This is a genomic window from Bradyrhizobium amphicarpaeae (assembly GCF_002266435.3).
GTDB lineage: Bacteria > Pseudomonadota > Alphaproteobacteria > Rhizobiales > Xanthobacteraceae > Bradyrhizobium > Bradyrhizobium amphicarpaeae.
The window spans coordinates 4,818,908-4,837,889 of record NZ_CP029426.2 but is presented as its reverse complement, the minus strand read 5'-3'; the positions used below and the strand labels follow the sequence as shown (position 1 = coordinate 4,837,889).

The following is an 18,982-nucleotide window of genomic DNA, read 5'->3' as shown; positions in this document are numbered from 1 at the left end:
GGGTATGAAGTCCTTTCGTAACATCCGCGTCATCCCGATCGTCCTGGTCGCCGTCGCAGGTCTCGCCACGCTGAAGGTGGCGGGCCTCGTGATCAATGGCGGCTACGTCTTCGACTACAAGCCGAACCAGACCAAGAAATCCTGGGCGCAGGAGAATCTGAACTTCCCGAGCGGCCGCGAGGAGCCGGAGATCATCACCGGCTCGACCCATGGCGCGCCGAAGGAAGCGCCCAAGCCGGCCGCGCCCGAGACCAAGCCGGAAGGCACCGTGGTCAAGATCGACGAAGCCCAGCCGCAGATCTCCGCCTCCGAGCGCGCGATCCTCGAACGGTTGCAGGCGCGCCGCCAGGAGATCGAGGCCCGCCAGCGCGAGATCGACATCCGCGAGAGCCTGTTGAAGTCGGCCGAGAAGCGCATCGAAGGCAAGGTCGAGGAGATGAAGGCGGTGGAAACCCGCATCTCCGCGACGCAGGCTGAGCAGAAGGCCGCCGAAGCCCAGCGCATGAAGGGCCTCGTGACCATGTATGAGGGCATGAAGCCCAAGGACGCCGCGCGGGTGTTCGACCGGCTCGAGATGGGCGTGCTGATCGAGATCGCCTCGGCGATCGCGCCACGGAAGATGTCGGACATCATGGGGCTGATGTCGCCGGAGGCCGCCGAGAAGCTGACGGTCGAGATGGCCCGTCGTGCCAATGGCGGCGGCGATCAGTCGGCCTCGGCCGGCGAGCTGCCGAAGATCGACGGCAAGCCGACGCAAAAGCCGAATTGAGGGCTCATACTTAAGAAGTCCTTAATTGGCAAAACCTTAGAATCGGGGGCAGGGGCCGGCACCAGTGCCGCCGTGGACCCGTCGAAACGGAAGACATGCCGCCAATGGCGCGAGAGGCTGCCGATGGATTGTGGTCGCGAGCCCGCGCTCTGGCGCCGGGGCTGTCGCGTCATGTCCGAAAAGCTGGCGTCCTGGCGGTCTGCCTGCTGGTCGGCCTCGGTGCGCCGGCCCGGGCGGCCGATCCGGTCAGGGGCGAGGCGAGCTTTTCGGCCGGCGGCGGCTTTGCCCGTCTCGTGATCAAGCTCGGCGAGGACGTGCCCTCGGAGGTGACGACCGCGGGCTCCATCCTCATCATCCGCTTCGACCGGCCGGTCGACGTTCCCGTCGACCGCGTTCCGGAAGGCGCGCCCGATTACGTCAACTCCGCGCGCAGCGACCCCGATGGCGGCGCCATCCGCCTGTCGCTGGCGCGTCGCGTCACCGTCAACACCATGAATGCGGGCGAGCGCACCTTCGTCGACCTCCTGCCGGAGGGCTGGAAGGGACCGCCGCCGAGCCTGCCGATGGACGTCGTCAAGGAACTCGCCGAGCGCGCCCGCGCGGCCGAGCGCGCGCTGCGCGCCCAGCGTGCCGCGGCGGAGACCAAGAAGCGTCCGCAGATCCGCGTGCGTGCCTCGGTGCAGCCGACCTTCGTGCGCTTCGTGTTCGAGATGCCCGACGGCGTCGGCGTGTCCTCCGTACTCAACGAGCAGAAGCTCACGCTCGCTTTCAACGCCAACCTTAATTTCGATCTGGCGGACGCCGTCGTCGCAGCGCCGCCGAACGTCGCCTCGATCAAGCAGAAGGCCGACATCGACCAGACCAATGTCGAGATCGCGCTGATCGGCGATTCCGACGTGCATTCGTTCCGCGACGAGAAGAACTACGTCGTCGACGTCTCCTTCCAGCCCGACAAGGGCAAGACCGCCGCGACGCCCGAGGCGGCGATCGCGCAGATGAAGCCTGCAGGTCACGGACCCGCGCCGGCGCCGGACAAGCAAGCGGCCCAGAAGCCGAAGGACGTCCATAAGGACGCCCATGGCGAAATCGCGCCGCCGACCTCCGAAACGATCGCGCGCGAAGCCAAGATCGACGTCAAGCCCGAGATGAAGCCGGCCGCGCCCGCCGCGATGCCGACCGCGGAAGCGCCGAAACCGGCGCCGGCTCCCGCGACCGAGGCCGCGCAAGCGCCGGAAGCGTCCAAGGAAGCTCTGAAGGAAGCTCCGAAGGAAATTTCGAAGGAAGCTGCGAAGCCCGCGCCGCCAATGGCCGAAGCTGCGGCCGCGCCTGCCAAGCCGGCGCCTGCGGAAGCGCCGAAAGAGGCCGCGAAGGAGCCGGTCAAGGACGCCGCCAAGGCCGCGTCCGCCGAAGCGCCGGCCGCGCCGCAGCCCGCCGTCGCCGGCGTCGATGCGCGCCGCGACAGTGACGGCTTGCGCGTGACGTTCCCGATTCAGGTCGCAACACCGGCGGCGGCGTTCCGCCGCGGCGACACGGTGTGGCTGGTGTTCGATACGCCGAAGCCGATCGACGTCGAGGCGATCCGCAGCAAGGGCGGGGTGATGATCGGCGATGTCGGCCGCATTCCGCTCGACAAGGGGCAGGCGGTGCGCATCCGTCTCACCCGCCCGCTGGTCTATTCGCTGGCGAGCGAGGAGGTCGGCAAGGAGACCAACTGGATGCTGACGCTCGCCGACAAGATCCAGACGACGCCGCTGCCGCTGATGATGTCGCGCAACATCACCGACCCCGCGCTCGCCAACATCGCCATCCCCTTCGCCAATCCGGGCCAGCTGCACAAGCTCACCGACCCCGATGCCGGCGACACGCTCTTCGTCGTCACCGCGCAGCGGCCGGTGCGCGGCTTCATCAAGCGGCAGGATCTCGTCGATCTCTCGCTGCTGGAATCTGCGCACGGCATCGCGATCCGGCCGAATTCCGACGAGGTCGGCGTCGAGGTCGGCGCCGACAAGGTGATCCTCGGCAAGAAGGGCGGACTGACGCTGTCGCCGGTCGACATCTCGGCCGAGCGGGCGCCGACCGCGGTGCGTCCGGTGTTCAGCCCCGAAGGCTGGCGCAAAGGCCAGTCGGAAAATTTCGTGACGCGCCAGAGCGAGCTGATCACGGCGATCTCGGCCGTCGAGCCGGCGCTGCGCTCGCTGCCGCGGCTCGATCTCGCGCAATTCTACATGTCGCGCGCGATGTATCACGAAGCCAAGGCCGTCACCGATCTGATGCTGAGCGATCCGCTCAACAAGGAGGAGAGCGGCGCGCTGATCATGCATGCGATCGCCAGCATCCTGATCGGCCGTCCGGCGCAGGGCCTGAAGGACCTGGCCAATCCCGTGATCGGCAACAGCCACGATTCCCAGCTCTGGAAGGCGCTCGCCTATGCGCGCCAGGGCAAATGGGCTGACGCGCGCGAGAAGTTCAAGAACGTCGAATTCGCGATCGCCTCGCTGCCGCTCGACATCCAGCGCATCGTGACGATGGAGGCGATGCGCGCCTCGCTCGAGGTGAAGGACTATGCCGGCGCCTCCAAGCGCCGCAGCGAGCTCGAGGTCGTCGGCGTCTCGCCCGAGGCCGCGCCCGGCTTCGCCGTGCTGCGCGGCCGGCTCGCCGAGGCGCTCGGCCACGACAAGGACGCGCTCGACGATTACAGATTCGCGGCCGCCTCGGCCGATCGGCCGGCTGCGGCCGAGGCCAAGCAGCTCGAGATCGCGCTGCGGCAGAAACGCGACGAGATCGGCAAGGACGAGGCGCTGAGCGAGCTCGAAACCCTGTCCATGACCTGGCGCGGCGACTCGATCGAGGTCAGGACGCTGCAGATACTGTCGAAGATGTACGCCGAGGGCGGGCGCTACCGCGACGCGCTCACCGCAGCGCGCACCGCGACCAGGCTGCAGCCGAACTCGGAAGCCTCGCGCCAGGCGCAGGATCTCGCCTCGGACCTGTTCACGCAGATCTTCCTGGGGCCGAAGGGTGACGAGCTGCCCGAGGTCGAGGCGCTCGGGCTGTTCTACGAGTTTCGCGAGTTGACGCCGATCGGCCGGCGCGGCGACGAGCTGATCCGCCGTCTCGCCGACCGTCTCGCCTCGATCGACCTGCTCGACCAGGCGGCCGAGCTGCTGCAATATCAGGTCGACCACCGCCTCGAAGGCGCCGCCCGCGCCCAGGTTGCCGCACGCCTGTCCATGATCTATCTCGCCAATCGCAAACCGGACAAGGCGATCACGGCGCTGCGCGCGAGCCGCATCAGCGATCTCTCCGGCGAGCTCAGGCAGCAGCGCCTGTTGCTGGAAGCGCGCGCGCAGAGCGACGTCGGCCGTCACGATCTCGCACTCGATATCGTCTCCAACGTCTCCGGGCGCGAAGTGCTGCGGCTGCGTTCCGACATCTTCTGGGCAGCACGGCGCTGGCGCGAGTCCGCCGAGCAGATCGAGCTCTATTACGGCGAGCGCTTCCGCGACTTCAAGCCGCTCAATTCGGTGGAGAAGAGCGACATCATCCGCGCCGCGGTCGGCTACGCGCTCGCCGACGATTCGATCGGCCTGTCGCGCTTCCGCGAGAAATACGCGCCGCTGATGAGCGAGAGCGCGGACCGTCTCGCCTTCGACATCGCCAGCAAGCCTGCCGCGGCCTCCAGCGCCGAATTCGCCGAGATCGCCAAGCTCGCCGCCAGCGTCGATACGCTCGACGGCTTCCTGCGCGAGATGAAGCAACGCTTCCCCGACGCCACCGCCCGCGCGCCGCAGGCCAAGGAAGAAGCCGACCACACCGGCTCGCTGCCGACGATCCCGGTCGTGCGGCAGATCAAGATGACGCGGTAGCTTTCAGTCTCTGCGTTCAAGCGACGAGCCGCCGCTCCATCGTCCGTCATTGCGAGCGCAGCGAAGCAATCCAGCAATCCCTCCGCAGCGGCAGTCTGGATTGCTCCGTCGCAAGGGCTCCTCGCAATGACGGGGAGGGGCCGGAGGCTATCGCGGGAGCGGTGGGAACGCGAGCGTCACCAGAAGGCCGCTATCCCCCGTAGCTCTGCACCAGGCTTCCGGCCACCAGCGACCAGCCGTCGACCAGAACGAAGAAGATCAGCTTGAACGGCAGCGAGATCGTCGCAGGGGGCAGCATCATCATGCCCATCGACATCAGCACCGAGGCGACGACGAGGTCGATGATCAGGAAGGGCAGGAACAACAGGAAGCCGATCTCGAAGGCGCGCTTCAGCTCGGAGATCATGAAGGCGGGGACGAGGATGCGCAGTGCCAGTTCGTCGGGCGTGGCCGGCGGCGGCTCGCCCGAGAGGTCGAGGAACAGCTTGAGGTCCTTCTCGCGCACGTTCTTCTGCATGAAGCCGCGCAAGGGAACGGAGGCGCGCTGCAGCGCGTCCTCGACGCCGATCTGGTTGGCGACGAGCGGGCGGATGCCGTCGTCGTAGGATTTTTGCAGCACGGGCCCCATCACGAAGAAGGTGAGGAACATCGCCAGCGCGATGATCACCGAGTTCGGCGGCGCGGTCGCCGTGCCCATCGCGGTGCGCAGCAGCGACAGCACGACCACGATGCGCGTGAACGACGTCATCATGATCAGGATCGACGGCGCGATCGACAGCACGGTGAGCAGCGCGATCAGCTGGATCGCGCGCTCGGTGACGCCGCCGCCACCGGCGCCGCCGCCGAGATTGATGCTGATGTCCTGCGCGTGCGCCGGCATCGCTGCCGATGCCGCGCCGATCAGAACAGAAAGGAAAACAACTCTACGCGGGAGGGACGGCAGCCTCACGAAGACGGCTTCGGACGGCCGAGCAGCGAGGCCATCTCGTCTTCGAGATTTTCAAAGCTGGTCTTTTCGGCGGCCGGTTTCGCCGGTGGTGCCGGCGGCTCGCTGCGTGCGGCGCGCGGGGGAGCAGCAGGCGGCTCCGGCGCAACCGGAGGCGCGACCGTCTCGCCGGCCGGGCGACGCAGCGCAGCCTCCAGCCGCTGCGCCATCTCGGCGAGATTTTGCTCGGCGCTGGAGGGGGCGGCAGTGGAAGCCGGCGGCGGAACGGGCGGAGCTTGCGGCACCGGCGGAGGAGGCGGGGCAGCGACGCGCTCGGCGCGCACCGGCGGCATCTTCGGCGGCTCGCTCTGGCGGGGCGGCCGCGGCATCAGCGGCGCCTCGCTGCGCGGAACGCGCGGCGGCAGCGGCTCGGGCCGCGGTTCACGCTCGAGGCGTGGCGCGACCGGATCGGCCGTGAAGCCGGCGAGGGGATCGCTGCGGCGTTCGGCCAGCGCGGGAGCGGGCCGGCGCACCTCGTCGGCGAAGGACGGGCGCGCGGGCCGCGGCGGCGGCTCGGGCATTTGCGGCTCGGGATGATCGAGCAACTCCGGTCGCGGTGCTTCGTCGGCCCAGCCGCTGGTATCCGGCATGGGCGCAAGCCGCGGCGGTTCCGCGTTCGGACGCTGCGGAAGCTGGTCGCGGCCGGGCGCGGCGCGAACGATATTGGGCTCGACGACGATATCGGTCGGCCCGCCGATCATCAGGAGATGCTCGACATTGTCACGCCGGACCAGCACCAGGCGGCGCCGACCGTCGACCGCGGCAGCGTCGATCACCGCGAGCCGGGGCATCCTGCCGCGCTGGGTGTTGGCGCCGACCCGGCCGCCGGCGAATCGGCGCACCAGCCAGGCAGCGACGCCGATCAACGCCAGGACGACGATGAACGCGACGATGAAGGTGATAGGGCTGCCTTGCATACTTGTCCCCGACAAATGGCGCTGTTCTCGTGCCGACGGTCAGACTCCAACCACCGGCTCTAACGATGCCCCAAACTGCGATTTCTTAACGTCCCACGGCAAGTTTTGCCGTCCCCAAGTCTTAATAACCCATGAATCGCTCGATCCAAAACGACTTCTTGGCCTGTGCATGCGCCGCCAAATGGTTGGGTTAATGCCGGTTTTGGAGACGTAGAATCACGGGAGCGCAAAATTGTGTCCCGCCCGGGGACACGCATCGAGGGCGGCCTTAACCAGCTGTTAACCATACACGCGGCAAATTCTGCCTAGCGGCGGACCCAAGGTTCGCAAGCAGGCGGAAGGAGCCGCGACGATGTCCATCAACGACCTCCCGGTGCTGTCGGCGCTTCGCACCAAGATGCAGTGGCACCAGGAGCGCCAGCGCGTCCTGTCCGAGAACGTCTCCAATTCCGACACGCCCAAATTCCGGCCGCGCGACCTGGTCGAGCCCAAGCTCGACAAGGCCGGGGCCGTCACCGGCTCGATGGGCCCCCTGGCAATGACCCGCACCAGCAGCTCTCACATGGCGCCGTCGGGGGCTGCTTCCGGATTCGACCAGAACAGGAATGCAGGCTTCGAGACCCGCCCCGCGGGCAACGCCGTCAATCTCGAAGAGGAGATGATGAAGGCGGCCAGCAACCAGATGGACTACGCGGCGGCGACCTCGCTCTATTCGAAGAGCCTGCACCTGCTCAAGACCGCGATCGGCAAGGGCTAGAGGTAGGGGAGGCGCATCATGGCCAATGACAGCAGCGACTTTGCCCGTTCGATGGCGATCGCGACCTCCGGTCTGCGGGCGCAAGCCGGCCGCATGCGGGTGATCTCGGAAAACATCGCGAACGCGGATTCGACCGCGCAGACCGCCGGCGGCGATCCCTATCGGCGCAAGGTTCCCACCTTCTCCTCCGCGCTCGACCGCACGCTCGACGCGCAGGTCGTCACGCTCGGCAAGATCAAGCCCGACCAGTCGAACTTCCGCGTCAAATACGAGCCCAGCAATCCGGTCGCGGACGCCAGCGGCAACGTCAAATATCCCAACGTGAACTCGGTGGTCGAGATGACCGACATGCGCGACGCGCAGCGGTCCTACGAGGCCAATCTCAACATCATAAGTGCGACGCGCCGGATGATCCAGCGCACGCTCGACATTCTCAAGAGCTGAACAGGACAATTGAGCCATGGCATCACCGACAGTCGCCGCCAACGCCTATGCCAACCTTGCCCGTGTGCTGGAGAACAGCGGTGCCGGTGCCGGCAAAGCCACCGAGGCCGGCGGGCAATCCTTTGCCTCGATGCTGAAGGACGCCGTCGGCAGCGTCATGGAGTCCGGCCGCAAGTCGGACGCGCAGACGGTGGCGATGGCCGCCGGCAAGGCCAACGTGATGGACGTGGTGACGGCGGTGGCGGACACCGACGTCGCGGTGTCCACCCTGGTCTCGGTCCGCGACCGCGTCATCGCGGCGTATGAAGACATCATGAAGATGCCGATCTGATCCTCGGCGTTGGCGCTCGCTCCATTCGTCATTGCGAGCGTAGTGAAGCAATCCAGAATCTCTCCGGCGAGGCAGTCTGGATTGCTTCGTCGCAACGGCTCCTCGCAATGACGGGGAGAGGGCGTTCGCTCCTCGCCGCGGTGGCGGGGATGAAAGTTGAACAAGGAATTATGCAATGACCGGCCCCGAGACCCTCGACGTTGCGCGCGATGCGATCTGGACGATCGTGATCGTGTCCTCCCCCCTGATGGTGGTCGGTCTGGTGGTCGGCGTCATCGTGTCGCTGTTCCAGGCGCTGACGCAGATCCAGGAACAGACGCTGATCTACGTGCCGAAGATCCTGGCCATCTTTGCCACGATGCTGCTGGCGCTGCCGTTCATGGCCGACGCGCTTCACGCCCACATGCTGCGGATATCGTCGCGAATCATCGGCGGCTGAGGCAAGATGCGTCGATTATGCGCATCGACGTCTCGCTGCTGCCGGCGCTCGCCGCCGCCTTCATGCTCGCCTTCGCCCGGGTCGGCGCGATGGTGATGCTGTTGCCGGGGCTGGGCGAGACCAATATTCCGACGCGGATCAAGCTGTCGATCGCGCTGCTGCTGACGCTGATCATCCTGCCGCTGCATCGCGACGCCTACCATGTCGACATGGGCTCGCTGGCGCCGCTCCTGGTCCTGATGTTGCACGAGATCGCGATCGGAATCGTGCTGGGCGCCACCGCGCGCGTGACGCTGTCGGCGCTCCAGGTCGCGGGATCGGTGATCGCGCAACAGATGGGGCTCGGCTTCGTCACCTCGGTCGACCCGACGCAGGGCCAGCAGGGCGTGCTGGTCGGCAATTTCCTGACCATGCTCGGGGTGACGCTGCTGTTCGCCACCGACAGCCATCATCTGGTGATCGCGGCGCTGAACGACAGCTATACGATCTTCTCGCCGGGCGAGACCGTATCGAGTGGCGACGTGGCCGCGCTCGCAACGCGCGCCTTTGCCGCCGCGTTCCGCCTCGGCCTGCAGCTCTCCGGACCGTTCCTGGTGTTCGGCCTGGTCTTCAACATCGGCCTCGGCGTGCTGGCGCGGCTGATGCCGCAGATGCAGGTCTATTTCGTCGGCGTGCCGCTCTCGATCTTCGCGGGATTCCTGGTGCTCGCCATGGTGCTCACGGCGATGATGGGGACGTATCTGGATTACTTCATCGGTGTCATGCACCAGTTGATGCCGCTGAGGTAACGGTAGATGTCAGAAGACAAGGACCCAGAGAGTCAAACAGAAGACCCGACGCAAAAGCGTCTGGACGACGCGCTCGAACGCGGCGACGTCGCCAAGAGCCAGGAGATCAACACCTGGTTCATGATGGCGGGCGGCACGCTCGTGGTCTCGACCTTCTCGGCCTCGGTGGGCAGCGGGCTGCTGGCGCCGATGCGGGGCCTGCTTGCCAATTCCTGGATGATCAAGACCGACGGCAAGGCCCTGATCGCGCTGATGCAGCAGATCGAATTCGCCATTCTCGCGGCGATCGGCGTGCCTCTGATGATGCTGATGCTGGCGGCGATTGCCGGCAACATGCTGCAGCATCGCCTGGTCTGGTCGGCCGAATCCCTGACGCCGAAATTCAGCAAGATATCGCCCGGCGCCGGCTTCAAGCGCATCTTCGGCAAGCAGGCGGCGGCCAATTTTCTCAAGGGCATCGGCAAGCTGGTCGCGCTCAGCGTGGTCATGACCATGATCCTGTGGCCGGAGCGGCATCGCATGGAGGCGATGGTCAGGCTCGACCCGGCCGCCATGCTCGGCGCCAGCACCAGCATGACGATCCATCTGCTCGGTGCGGTGGTCGCGGCGCTCGCGATCATCGCCATTGCCGATTATTTCTTCCAGTACCGCAGCTGGTTCCAGCGGCAGAAGATGTCGCTCCAGGAGATCAAGGAAGAGTTCAAGCAGTCCGAAGGCGATCCGCACATCAAGGGCAAGCTCAGGCAGTTGCGCCAGCAACGCTCCAGGAAGCGCATGATGACGGCGGTTCCCAAGGCCTCGGTGATCATCACCAACCCGACCCACTACTCGGTGGCGCTGTCCTACGAGCGCGGCATGACGGCCCCGATCTGCGTCGCCAAGGGCGTCGACAATCTCGCCTTCAAGATCCGTGAGATCGCGCGCGAGCACGACATCCCGATCGTGGAGAACGTGCCGCTCGCCCGCGCGCTGTACGCCACCGTCGAGATCGATCAGGAAATCCCGGCCGAGCACTACCATGCGGTCGCCGAAGTCATCGGCTACGTCATGCGGCTGAAGCGCGGATTTGGCGCCGGGCGAGGATAAAACACCCGAAAAGTACCGGAAATGGCGGTAATCTGGGAATCAGCGTACCTTTCGCCTCCGCTGCCCTTGCACCTCAGGGTCCGATTCAGGCAGGGAGGACCCCACGCGCGCTGTCGCGCGTTGATTCTCTGCAGACAGGCTGCGCCAGCTCGAGAATGACCGCCGAAACCGACCACGACCTCACCCGCGAGCCCGTTGCGACGCACGAGCCGTCGCCGCGCTCGGGCAGCATTGCGCTGGTGCTGCTGGTGGCCGCCGGCCTCGTCGCCGTCGCCATCGGGCTGATGACGCTCGGGCGCGCGCAGGCGCAGCCCTATATCCTCGGCATCCTTGCCGTGCTGGCGATGGTCGGCCTGTTCAACCTGTTCGCTTTCGCCGCCGGGATCATCCGCTTCGCCGACCGCAGCCTCGACGATCCGGTCGTGGGCCGGATCGCCGATCACGGGTTCGATGGCCTCGCCGTGACCGATCAGCGCGGCCACGTGGTCTATTCCAACGCGGCCTATCTGACGCTCACCGGCGCGACCGGCCCGCAGGACGTGCGCCCGGTCGAGCGTGTCTTCATCGGCAACCCCGACGTTTCGGAGGCCGTGTTCCGCCTGCTCAAGGCCGCGCGCGAAGGCAAGCGGCAGCAGGAAGAGGTTCGCATCTCCGGCCAGGACGGCAGCCAGGGCCGCTGGCTGCGCATGCGGGTGCGCCCGCTCGGCACCGGCAAGCGCGAGGCGAAATACGCGGTGTGGTCGATCGCCGACATCACCCGCGACCGCGAGCGCCAGGAGGACGTGTTCCAGGAGCTCCAGCACGCCATCGAATATCTGGACCACGCGCCGTGCGGCTTCTTCTCGGTCAATCCCGCCGGCGAGCTCGCTTACGTCAACGCGACGCTGGCGAATTGGCTCGACTACGACCTCGCCGAGATCGGCTCGGGCGGTCTCAAGCTGACCGACATCGTCTCCGGCGACGGTGCCTCGCTGCTGACGTCGATCGTGGCCGTGCCGGGCGAGGTGAAGACCGAGGTCTTCGACATCGATTTGCGCATGCGCACCGGCAAGACCATGCCGGTGCGGCTCTATCACAAGCTCGCCTTCGGCGCCGACGGCGCCCCGGGGCCGTCGCGCACGCTCGTGATCAGCCGCGCCCGCGACGAGCGCAGCGATCCCGATCGTGCCGCCGAAGTGCGCTTCATGCGCTTCTTCGACCATACGCCGATGGCGATCGCGACCGTGGACCGCGCCGGCAACGTCGTGCGCGCCAATGCGCGCTACGCCAAGCTCGGGCAGGCGCTCGGGCTCGACAGCGCCTCCAAGTCGATCTTCCGAGCGGTGAATTCGCGCGACCGTCACCTCCTGATCGCGGCCATCAACCAGGCCGCCGAAGGCCAGGCCGACGTCGCGCCGGTGGAAGTGGCGCTGGAAGGGCCCAGGGAGCGCTGGGGCCAGTTCTTCGTTACGCCGGTCGATGCTGCCGAGAACGAGGCGGAAGCCGCCATCGTGCACATGCTCGAGACCACCGAGCGGCGCGCGCTGGAGAACCAGATCAACCAGTCGCAGAAGATGGAGACGGTCGGCCAGCTCGCCGGCGGCATCGCCCACGACTTCAACAACGTGCTCTCCGCCATCATGATGGCGAACGACTTCCTGTTGAACGCGCACAAGCCGACCGATCCGTCGTTCCAGGACATCATGCAGATCAAGCAGAACGCCACGCGCGCCGCCACGCTGGTGCGGCAGCTGCTGGCGTTCTCGCGACGGCAGACGCTGCGGCCGCAGGTGCTCGATCTCGGCGATGCGCTGTCCGATCTCGCGATGCTGCTGCGCCGGCTGATCGGCGAAAAGGTCAAGCACGAGACCATCCACGGCCGCGATCTCTGGCCGGTCAAGGTCGACGTCTCCCAGTTCGAGCAGGTCATCGTCAATCTCGCGGTGAACGCGCGCGACGCCATGCCCGACGGCGGCAAGCTGATCATCCGCACCGCCAACGTCACCGCGGAAGAAGCGGCCAAGCTCGCCTACAAGGGCATGCCGGCCGCGGATTATGTCCGCATCGAGGTCGCCGACACCGGCACCGGCATTCCCGCCGACATCCGCGACAAGATTTTCGAGCCGTTCTTCTCGACCAAGGAGGTCGGCAAGGGCACCGGCCTCGGCCTTTCCACCGTCTACGGCATCGTCAAGCAGACCGGCGGCTTCATCTACGTCGATTCCGCGCCGGGCAAGGGCACCTCGTTCCACATCTTCCTGCCGCGCCATCATGCCGAGCCCGAGGCGCAGGTCGAGCAGCCGGCGGCTGCGGTCAGCGCGGCCAACGGCGCCGGAAAGGATGCCCCGGCGGCCGAGGCCAAGCCGCGCACCGATCTCACGGGACAGGGCACCATCCTACTGGTCGAGGACGAAGAGGGCCTGCGCGCGCTGAACGCACGCGGCTTGCGCTCGCGCGGTTACACCGTGGTCGAGGCCGAGAATGGCGTCGATGCCATGGAAGTGCTGGAGGAGCAGAGCGGGGCGATCGATCTCGTCGTCTCCGACGTCGTCATGCCCGAGATGGACGGCCCGACGCTTTTGAAGGCGATGCGGGAGAAGAACCCCGACATCAAGTTCATCTTCGTCTCCGGCTATGCCGAGGACGCGTTCGAGAAGAGCCTGCCTGAGGGCCAGCAGTTCGACTTCCTGCCGAAACCGTTCACGCTCAGCCAGCTGGTGGCGGCGGTGAAGGAGACGATGGCGAAGCAGGGGTGAGAAGTGGGCTTACGTCCTGCCCCACATTCTCCGTCATTGTGAGCGCAGCGAAGCAATCCAGAATCTCTCGGCGGCGGCAGTGTGGGTTGCTTCGTCGCAAGCGCTCCACGCAATGACGACGAGAGAGCCGGGCTCGCAAGGAGGCGAAAGAGCGGAAGTCTCTTGTCAAAACCGCCGGTAGCCCGCAACCACGGGTTCCCCGCGCATCCGGCCAAACCACGGCCAAATATGGGCTTTTGCCACATCCCCGCGACTGAGGGCCGCAGCCGCAAGTTCCCAAACACACTTCACTTTTCGGGAAGTCTGCCCATCTTAGGGGCACGTCCCCATGCCGGGGATTTGGGAAACGCACATGAATTTCTCGCTACGCTCCCGCAGTCTCTTCAAGACGATCGCTGTCGTGCTGGCGCTTGCGCTGCCGACCGCACTGGCGATCTCGTCCGCCGACGCGCGTGTCGGCGGCGGCGGCTCGTCGGGCTCACGCGGCTCGCGCACCTTTTCGGCGCCGCCCTCGACCTCCACGGCGCCGGGCTCGGCCTCGCAATTCAACCGCACCTACACCCAGCCGGGTGCAGGCATGAACTCGGCTGCGTCCGCGCCCGCGCGCGGCGGCCTGTTCGGTGGCCGCGCCGGCGGCTTCATGGGCGGCCTTGCGGCCGGCTTCCTCGGCGCCGGCCTGCTCGGCATGCTGTTCGGCGGCGGCCTGTTCGGCGGCCTCGGCGGCCTGTCCTCGATCCTGGGCCTGATCATCCAGATCGTGCTTGTGGTGTTGGTGGTGCGGCTGGCGATGTCCTGGTGGCAGCGCCGTCAGACGCCGCAGGCGGCCTATGCCAATGCCGATGCGGGCGCAGCTTCCGGACCGCAGCCGAACCAGCGCGGCGGCCTCGGTGGTGGACTTGCCGGCGGTCTTGGCGGCTTCGGCTTCGGCGCGAACGCCAACAACGCGCCGCTCGAGATCAAGCCGGACGATTACGAGGCGTTCGAGCGCCTGCTCGGCGACGTCCAGACCGCCTGGTCGAACGAGGACGTGGCCAAGCTGCACACGCTCGCGACGCCGGAGATGGTCTCCTATTTCGAGCAGGACCTCGGCCAGAACCGCGCGCGCAACGTCGTCAACAAGGTGACCGGCGTCAAGCTGTTGCAGGGCGACCTCGCGGAAGCCTGGCGCGAGGGCGAGACCGACTACGCGACGGTTGCGCTGCGCTTCGCGCTCACCGACAAGACGCTCGACCGCAACAGCGGCACGGTCGTCGCCGGCAGCGAACAGCCGGGTGAAGTCACTGAAGTCTGGACCTTCGCCCGACGGCCCGGCAGCAGCTGGGAATTGTCGGCGATCCAGCAGACCAACTGATCGCTGAAACACTCGGACGAAACGAAGGCGTCGTGCTTACCGCACGGCGCCTTTTTCTTTTCGGCGTATCGCGCCGCATTGGAATAAGCGGACGCGCCTTGGGTTGAAATCAGGCAGCCAACGACAAGCACAACGGGAGGACCACATGATCCGCATCGAGAAAGCCGTGACGATTTCAGGCCTTGCGCTGGCAATCGCCTTACTGGCCATGCCATCGGCGCAAGCACAGTCGGCCGACATGACGTTCTTCGTGACGTCCAATGGCCCGGGCAAGGGCGCTGATCTCGGTGGGCTCGAGGGAGCCGATGCGCAATGCCAGAAGCTTGCGCAGGCCGGCGGCGCCGGCGCCAAGACCTGGCGTGCCTATCTCTCTACGCAGGCCGCCGACGGCAAGCCGGCCGTCAACGCCAAGGACCGCATCGGCAAGGGACCGTGGCAGAACGCCAAGGGCACGATGATCGCCAAGGACATGGCCGAGCTGCACGGCGCTGCCAACAACCTCACCAAGCAAACGGCGCTCAGCGAAAAGGGCGAGGTCATCAACGGCCGCGGTGACACGCCGAACCGGCACGACATCCTGACGGGCACGCAACCCGACGGCACCGCGTTCGCCGCCGGTGACGACAAGACCTGCAAGAATTGGACGTCGAGCACGCAAGGCGCCGCGGTCGTCGGCCATGCGGATCGTCAAGGCCTTCGCGACGATGAGCCGTCGAAATCATGGAACAGCTCCCACCCCTCGCGCGGTCCCGAGGGCGGCTGCTCGCAGGCCGATCTGAAGAGCACCGGCGGCGACGGGTTGTTGTATTGTTTTGCGGCGAATTGAGTTAAGGGCGCGAAGCTCTTTAGTCTCGTCATTGCGAGCGTAGCGAAGCAATCCAGACCGCCTCCGCGGAGACGCTCTGGATTGCTTTGCTTGCGCTCGCAGTGACGTTGTGGCGCCGATGTTCCGTCACATGACGACGGAACATGCGGCTCTATGCTACATTGGTCCGATCGTCCCCACGCTCACGGACCTCTCTCATGAAATACGAACTCTACTACTGGCCCGAGATCCAGGGCCGCGGCGAATATGTGCGGTCGGCGCTGGAGGAGGCGGGGGCCGCTTACGTCGATGTCGCACGCGGGCCGCGCGGCACGGCCGCGATGATGAAGATGATGGACGCGCATCAGGGCACGCCGCCCTTTGCGCCGCCGTTCCTGAAGGCGGGCAAGCTCGTCATCGGCCAGACCGCCAATATCCTGCTCTATCTCGGCGGCCGCCACGGGCTCGCGCCGAAGGCGGAGGCCGGGCAGCTCTGGGTGCACCAGCTGCAGCTCACCATCACCGATTTCGTGGTCGAGATCCACGACACCCATCATCCACTCGGGCCCTCGCTCTATTACGAGGACCAGAGGCCGCCGGCGAAGAAGCGCACGGCGGATTTCTGGAGCGAGCGCGTGCCGAAATATCTCGGCTATTTCGAGCAGCTTCTCGCCGGCAATGGCGGCGCCTATGTCACCGGCCGGCGGCTCACTTACGTCGACCTCTCGCTATTCCAGATCGTCGCCGGGCTGCGCTATGCCTTCCCGAAACGCATGACGGCGTTCGAGACGGACATTCCGGGGCTCGTCGCCCTGCACGACCGCATCGCCGCGCGGCCGAACATCAAGGCCTATCTGGCAAGCGAACGCCGCATTCCCTTCAACGAACAGGGCATCTTCCGCCGCTACAAGGAGCTCGACGGCTAGAGCGTTTTCGACGCAGGACATCTAGCCGGTCCGGAGGGAGGCTGGCGGCAGTCCCCGTTCCGGACCGGCCGCTTCGGGCGAGATCGATCGCCCGAACGCGTCTTGGCCGGGAAGCGCACGTGAGCGCTCCGGCGCAGGCAGATTGCTGGAATCGTCGGGGACGGGAGAGAGGTCGTGCTCGTCGGGGCAGGGTGGCTTGCAGAACATCGTCGTCTCCCGTCGCAAAGGTGCGCTTCCCTCTAGCGAGGTTCGCTCGCGGTGACGTCAGTCGATCGGACGAGGAGACGCGATTTTGCCGCCGCCGCGATGATCCGGCTTCAGATCCTGATCGGCGGCGTGTAGGCCGCCATCAGCCGAACCAGATCCGCCTGTCGTTTGGTGCCGGTCTTGACGAAGATCCGGGCGAGATGGGTCTTGATCGTGCTTTCGGCGATGCCCATGCTCCTGGCCACGTCGGGAACTCCGCCGATCTCGACAATGGACAGGAAGACACGCAGTTCTGCCGGCGTCAGCTTGAACAGCTTGCGGATCAGGTCGGGCGCGACGGTCGTATCGAGCGCGGCCTTGCCGACGAACAGGACGGCGCAGGCGTCGTAGCTGGCTGCGAGCCTTTGCCGGCGCCCGGCGGTCAGCGGCAGCAGGTGCGCGACGTAATGCGAGCCGTCGCGCGCCGTCAGATGCAGCGAGATGCTCGCGTTCGTCATCGCCCGGTCGCCGACAGCCGTGCCCGCCAGCGCCTGCCGCAACACACGATCGGCATTCGGGTCGGACGTCTGCAGCCGGCCCCGGACCGAACGCAGGATTTCGGCCTCGTCCAGAATGTCGCGCGCGCCGGCATTGGCGTGCGTGATGTGAGCCTCGGCATCGAGCAGCAGCACGGCGGTTCGCAGGGCGTCGAGCGTGCGGACCGAAATCGTCTCCAGCGCATTTTGCTGCTGCAGCTTCTGCCTGACGACCATGGCGCGTTGCAAATGCGGCGTGAGGTGGGCGATCACCTGGACCATCCTGCGGTCGACAGGGCCGCCGGCCTTCATGATGGAGAGGCGGGATATTCCCTCGGCAGATTTGTCGAGCAGGATATTGGCGGCGTCCTCGAGGCCCTGCGGCCGGGTCCATTCGTTGTAGAATAGGGTGGTACGGAATTCGTCGACATCGATCCAGTCGCTGATGGTCTGGATCTCGCCGACCGGCGCGTGGAGCACGCTGCGCGAGGGATCGAACGGCTCATAGGTTTCGATGTAGGACTGAACATAGGCGGGTTCGACCCCGACGGCATGCGCGATCACGGCCTCGCCGGCTGCTCCTATCCGCACCAGGCCGCCGCTCTGGCCGCCCGCCATGTCGACGATGCAACGAAGCGTCGACGGCCATCGGGAATCGTCGAGCGCTGCATCGTAGATGTCCGCCACCAGCGACAGCAGCTTTTCGTTCAGTTCCATCGGCCCGTCCCATCGATGCATGCTCGTTCGGCCTCGCACATGAGCACGAGGGACGCGGAGATTTGATGAGGCGGATCACACTTGAAGATGCGCTCCGAGCCGAAGGCGGTGGTTGACGACCGGGGCGTGCGCGAAGGGGAGATGGCCACGGTGGCGCACACGCGGCCGGACGCGAAAAAGCCCGATCGACCGGATCGGGCAATTCGTCATCGAGAGGATCGATCAGGCGAGCTGATCGATCCGCGTGCCCTGACCCGGCGGCAGCGGCGCGGGCGGCTGCGGCTTGTAGGTGGGGTCGGCATCCGCAGTCTTGGTCTGGTCGTCCTGCTGCTTGCTCGTGTCGTAGCTCGGAACCACGATCGCGATCGGCGGCGGCGCAACGGTAGAAACGTTCATCCGCAAATCCTCACATATGGAAACGATTGATCCTGCCCTGCGAGACGCGAAAATTCCTTCAAGGCATTCGTTAAAATGCGAGCGATCTGCTGCGGTCGGATGGGCTGATTTCGTGCGCGTCCTCGCGTTCTATCAACGAGGCAACGAGACCTCTCCTCGTCATTGCGAGCGCAGCGAAGCAATCCAGACTATCTCCACGGAGACGGCCTGGATTGCTTCGTCGCAAGGGCTCCTCGCGATGACGGAATGTGTGGAAAGAGTGATCCTCGCTACTCGTCCTTGCCGCGCGTGATCGCGATGGAGGCGTCCTTCTTGGTGCGGGTGCATTCCATGTTGAGCCGCCGATAGCGCATGCTGATCTTGTCGCCGCGCAAGAGACCCATCCGCTTCAGGCAGCGTGTCGCGCCCGTCGTGGTGTCGTCCTTGGTCACGGTGAAGACGATCGCCGCCATCGATCCCACCAGCGCATAGAATTCCGGCGTCGGCTTGCGATCACCCTTGGCATAGAGCTCGATGGAATATTTGTCGCCGCGGCAACCCACCGACAGCTCCTTGGCCGCCGGGTGCGTCAGATAGACCACGTTGGCGGCGCGAAAGTTCACCTTGAGGCGATCGATCTGGGTCGCCAGCTCCTTGGCGCTGTCGTCGCAGCGATCGGCGCGCGCGGGCGAGGCGAGGGTCACAAGGCCGGTGATGGCGGCGGCGACCAGGATCGCGCCGCGGAAGTGCAGTTTGAAAATCATGATGAAAAGCCCCTTGAGGCGCGCATTCAAGCGTCGGCGGGCGCGAAGTGCAAGGGGCGCCGCCAGATCTTAAAAAGCATCATGATCGCTTTGGTCCCGCCGGCAACCCTCGGAAAGGTACCCCTTCGTTGCCGAATCGGGATGCCCCGGCCGCGCCGGAACGCCTTCCCTTTATGGCAAAAAAGCTTAGAACGCTTCCATGCTG

Annotated in this window: 17 protein-coding genes; 12 read left to right on the top strand and 5 right to left on the bottom strand. The window is 66.1% G+C overall.

Annotated elements, in window-relative coordinates:
• Positions 1 to 4 precede the first annotated feature (4 nt).
• Positions 5 to 769, top strand: coding sequence for a MotE family protein (locus CIT40_RS22830; protein ID WP_094895714.1), 765 nt, complete (start codon positions 5 to 7; stop codon positions 767 to 769).
• Positions 770 to 873: 104 nt separating this feature from the next.
• Positions 874 to 4,635, top strand: a complete 3,762-nt coding sequence (locus CIT40_RS22825; RefSeq protein WP_162307621.1) for a tetratricopeptide repeat protein — start codon at positions 874 to 876, stop codon at positions 4,633 to 4,635.
• 190 nt (positions 4,636 to 4,825) lie between these two features.
• Here CIT40_RS22825 and fliP read toward each other — a convergent pair whose 3' ends face one another.
• Together fliP and CIT40_RS22815 are read right to left on the bottom strand one after the other, a co-directional pair.
• Positions 4,826 to 5,584 carry a flagellar type III secretion system pore protein FliP gene (gene fliP / locus CIT40_RS22820; protein ID WP_094895712.1) on the bottom strand — a complete coding sequence of 253 codons (759 nt, stop codon included), beginning with the start codon at positions 5,582 to 5,584 and terminating at the stop codon, positions 4,826 to 4,828.
• On the bottom strand, positions 5,581 to 6,537 hold the full coding sequence (locus CIT40_RS22815; RefSeq protein WP_094895711.1) for a flagellar biosynthetic protein FliO: 957 nt from the start codon (positions 6,535 to 6,537) through the stop codon (positions 5,581 to 5,583). Before CIT40_RS22815 ends, fliP begins: the two co-directional genes overlap by 4 nt.
• 352 nt (positions 6,538 to 6,889) lie before the next feature.
• On the opposite strand from CIT40_RS22815, the gene flgB reads away from it, so the two are divergent.
• From flgB to CIT40_RS22765, 10 genes are all read left to right on the top strand, one after another.
• A complete protein-coding gene (gene flgB, locus CIT40_RS22810; RefSeq protein WP_094895710.1) occupies positions 6,890 to 7,294 on the top strand; it encodes a flagellar basal body rod protein FlgB in 405 nt (134 codons plus the stop codon).
• A gap of 18 nt (positions 7,295 to 7,312) precedes the next feature.
• Positions 7,313 to 7,738 carry a flagellar basal body rod protein FlgC gene (flgC, locus tag CIT40_RS22805; RefSeq protein ID WP_094895709.1) on the top strand — a complete coding sequence of 142 codons (426 nt, stop codon included), beginning with the start codon at positions 7,313 to 7,315 and terminating at the stop codon, positions 7,736 to 7,738.
• A gap of 16 nt (positions 7,739 to 7,754) precedes the next feature.
• Positions 7,755 to 8,069, top strand: coding sequence for a flagellar hook-basal body complex protein FliE (fliE, locus tag CIT40_RS22800; RefSeq protein WP_094895708.1), 315 nt, complete (start codon positions 7,755 to 7,757; stop codon positions 8,067 to 8,069).
• A 175-nt stretch (positions 8,070 to 8,244) separates the two neighbouring features.
• On the top strand, positions 8,245 to 8,508 hold the full coding sequence (fliQ, locus tag CIT40_RS22795) for a flagellar biosynthesis protein FliQ (RefSeq protein WP_018321865.1): 264 nt from the start codon (positions 8,245 to 8,247) through the stop codon (positions 8,506 to 8,508).
• A gap of 17 nt (positions 8,509 to 8,525) precedes the next feature.
• Positions 8,526 to 9,296 carry a flagellar biosynthetic protein FliR gene (fliR, locus tag CIT40_RS22790; RefSeq protein WP_094895707.1) on the top strand — a complete coding sequence of 257 codons (771 nt, stop codon included), beginning with the start codon at positions 8,526 to 8,528 and terminating at the stop codon, positions 9,294 to 9,296.
• Between the two features lie 6 nt (positions 9,297 to 9,302).
• Entirely contained in the window at positions 9,303 to 10,382 is a 1,080-nt protein-coding gene (gene flhB, locus CIT40_RS22785; protein WP_094895706.1) for a flagellar biosynthesis protein FlhB, read from the top strand.
• 155 nt (positions 10,383 to 10,537) lie between these two features.
• On the top strand, positions 10,538 to 13,117 hold the full coding sequence (gene cckA, locus CIT40_RS22780; protein ID WP_094895705.1) for a cell cycle histidine kinase CckA: 2,580 nt from the start codon (positions 10,538 to 10,540) through the stop codon (positions 13,115 to 13,117).
• Between the two features lie 328 nt (positions 13,118 to 13,445).
• Positions 13,446 to 14,468, top strand: coding sequence for a Tim44 domain-containing protein (locus CIT40_RS22775; RefSeq protein ID WP_094895704.1), 1,023 nt, complete (start codon positions 13,446 to 13,448; stop codon positions 14,466 to 14,468).
• A gap of 145 nt (positions 14,469 to 14,613) precedes the next feature.
• A complete protein-coding gene (locus tag CIT40_RS22770) occupies positions 14,614 to 15,294 on the top strand; it encodes a lectin (RefSeq protein WP_094895703.1) in 681 nt (226 codons plus the stop codon).
• Between the two features lie 197 nt (positions 15,295 to 15,491).
• Positions 15,492 to 16,199, top strand: a complete 708-nt coding sequence (locus CIT40_RS22765) for a glutathione S-transferase (RefSeq protein ID WP_094895702.1) — start codon at positions 15,492 to 15,494, stop codon at positions 16,197 to 16,199.
• 317 nt (positions 16,200 to 16,516) lie between these two features.
• Here the strand turns inward: CIT40_RS22765 and CIT40_RS22760 are convergent, their stop codons facing one another.
• The 3 genes from CIT40_RS22760 to CIT40_RS22750 form a co-directional block, all read right to left on the bottom strand.
• On the bottom strand, positions 16,517 to 17,638 hold the full coding sequence (locus CIT40_RS22760; protein WP_094895701.1) for a helix-turn-helix transcriptional regulator: 1,122 nt from the start codon (positions 17,636 to 17,638) through the stop codon (positions 16,517 to 16,519).
• A 222-nt stretch (positions 17,639 to 17,860) separates the two neighbouring features.
• On the bottom strand, positions 17,861 to 18,034 hold the full coding sequence (locus CIT40_RS22755) for a hypothetical protein (protein WP_167443370.1): 174 nt from the start codon (positions 18,032 to 18,034) through the stop codon (positions 17,861 to 17,863).
• Positions 18,035 to 18,303: 269 nt separating this feature from the next.
• Positions 18,304 to 18,777, bottom strand: a complete 474-nt coding sequence (locus CIT40_RS22750; RefSeq protein WP_094895784.1) for a hypothetical protein — start codon at positions 18,775 to 18,777, stop codon at positions 18,304 to 18,306.
• Positions 18,778 to 18,982 lie beyond the last annotated feature (205 nt).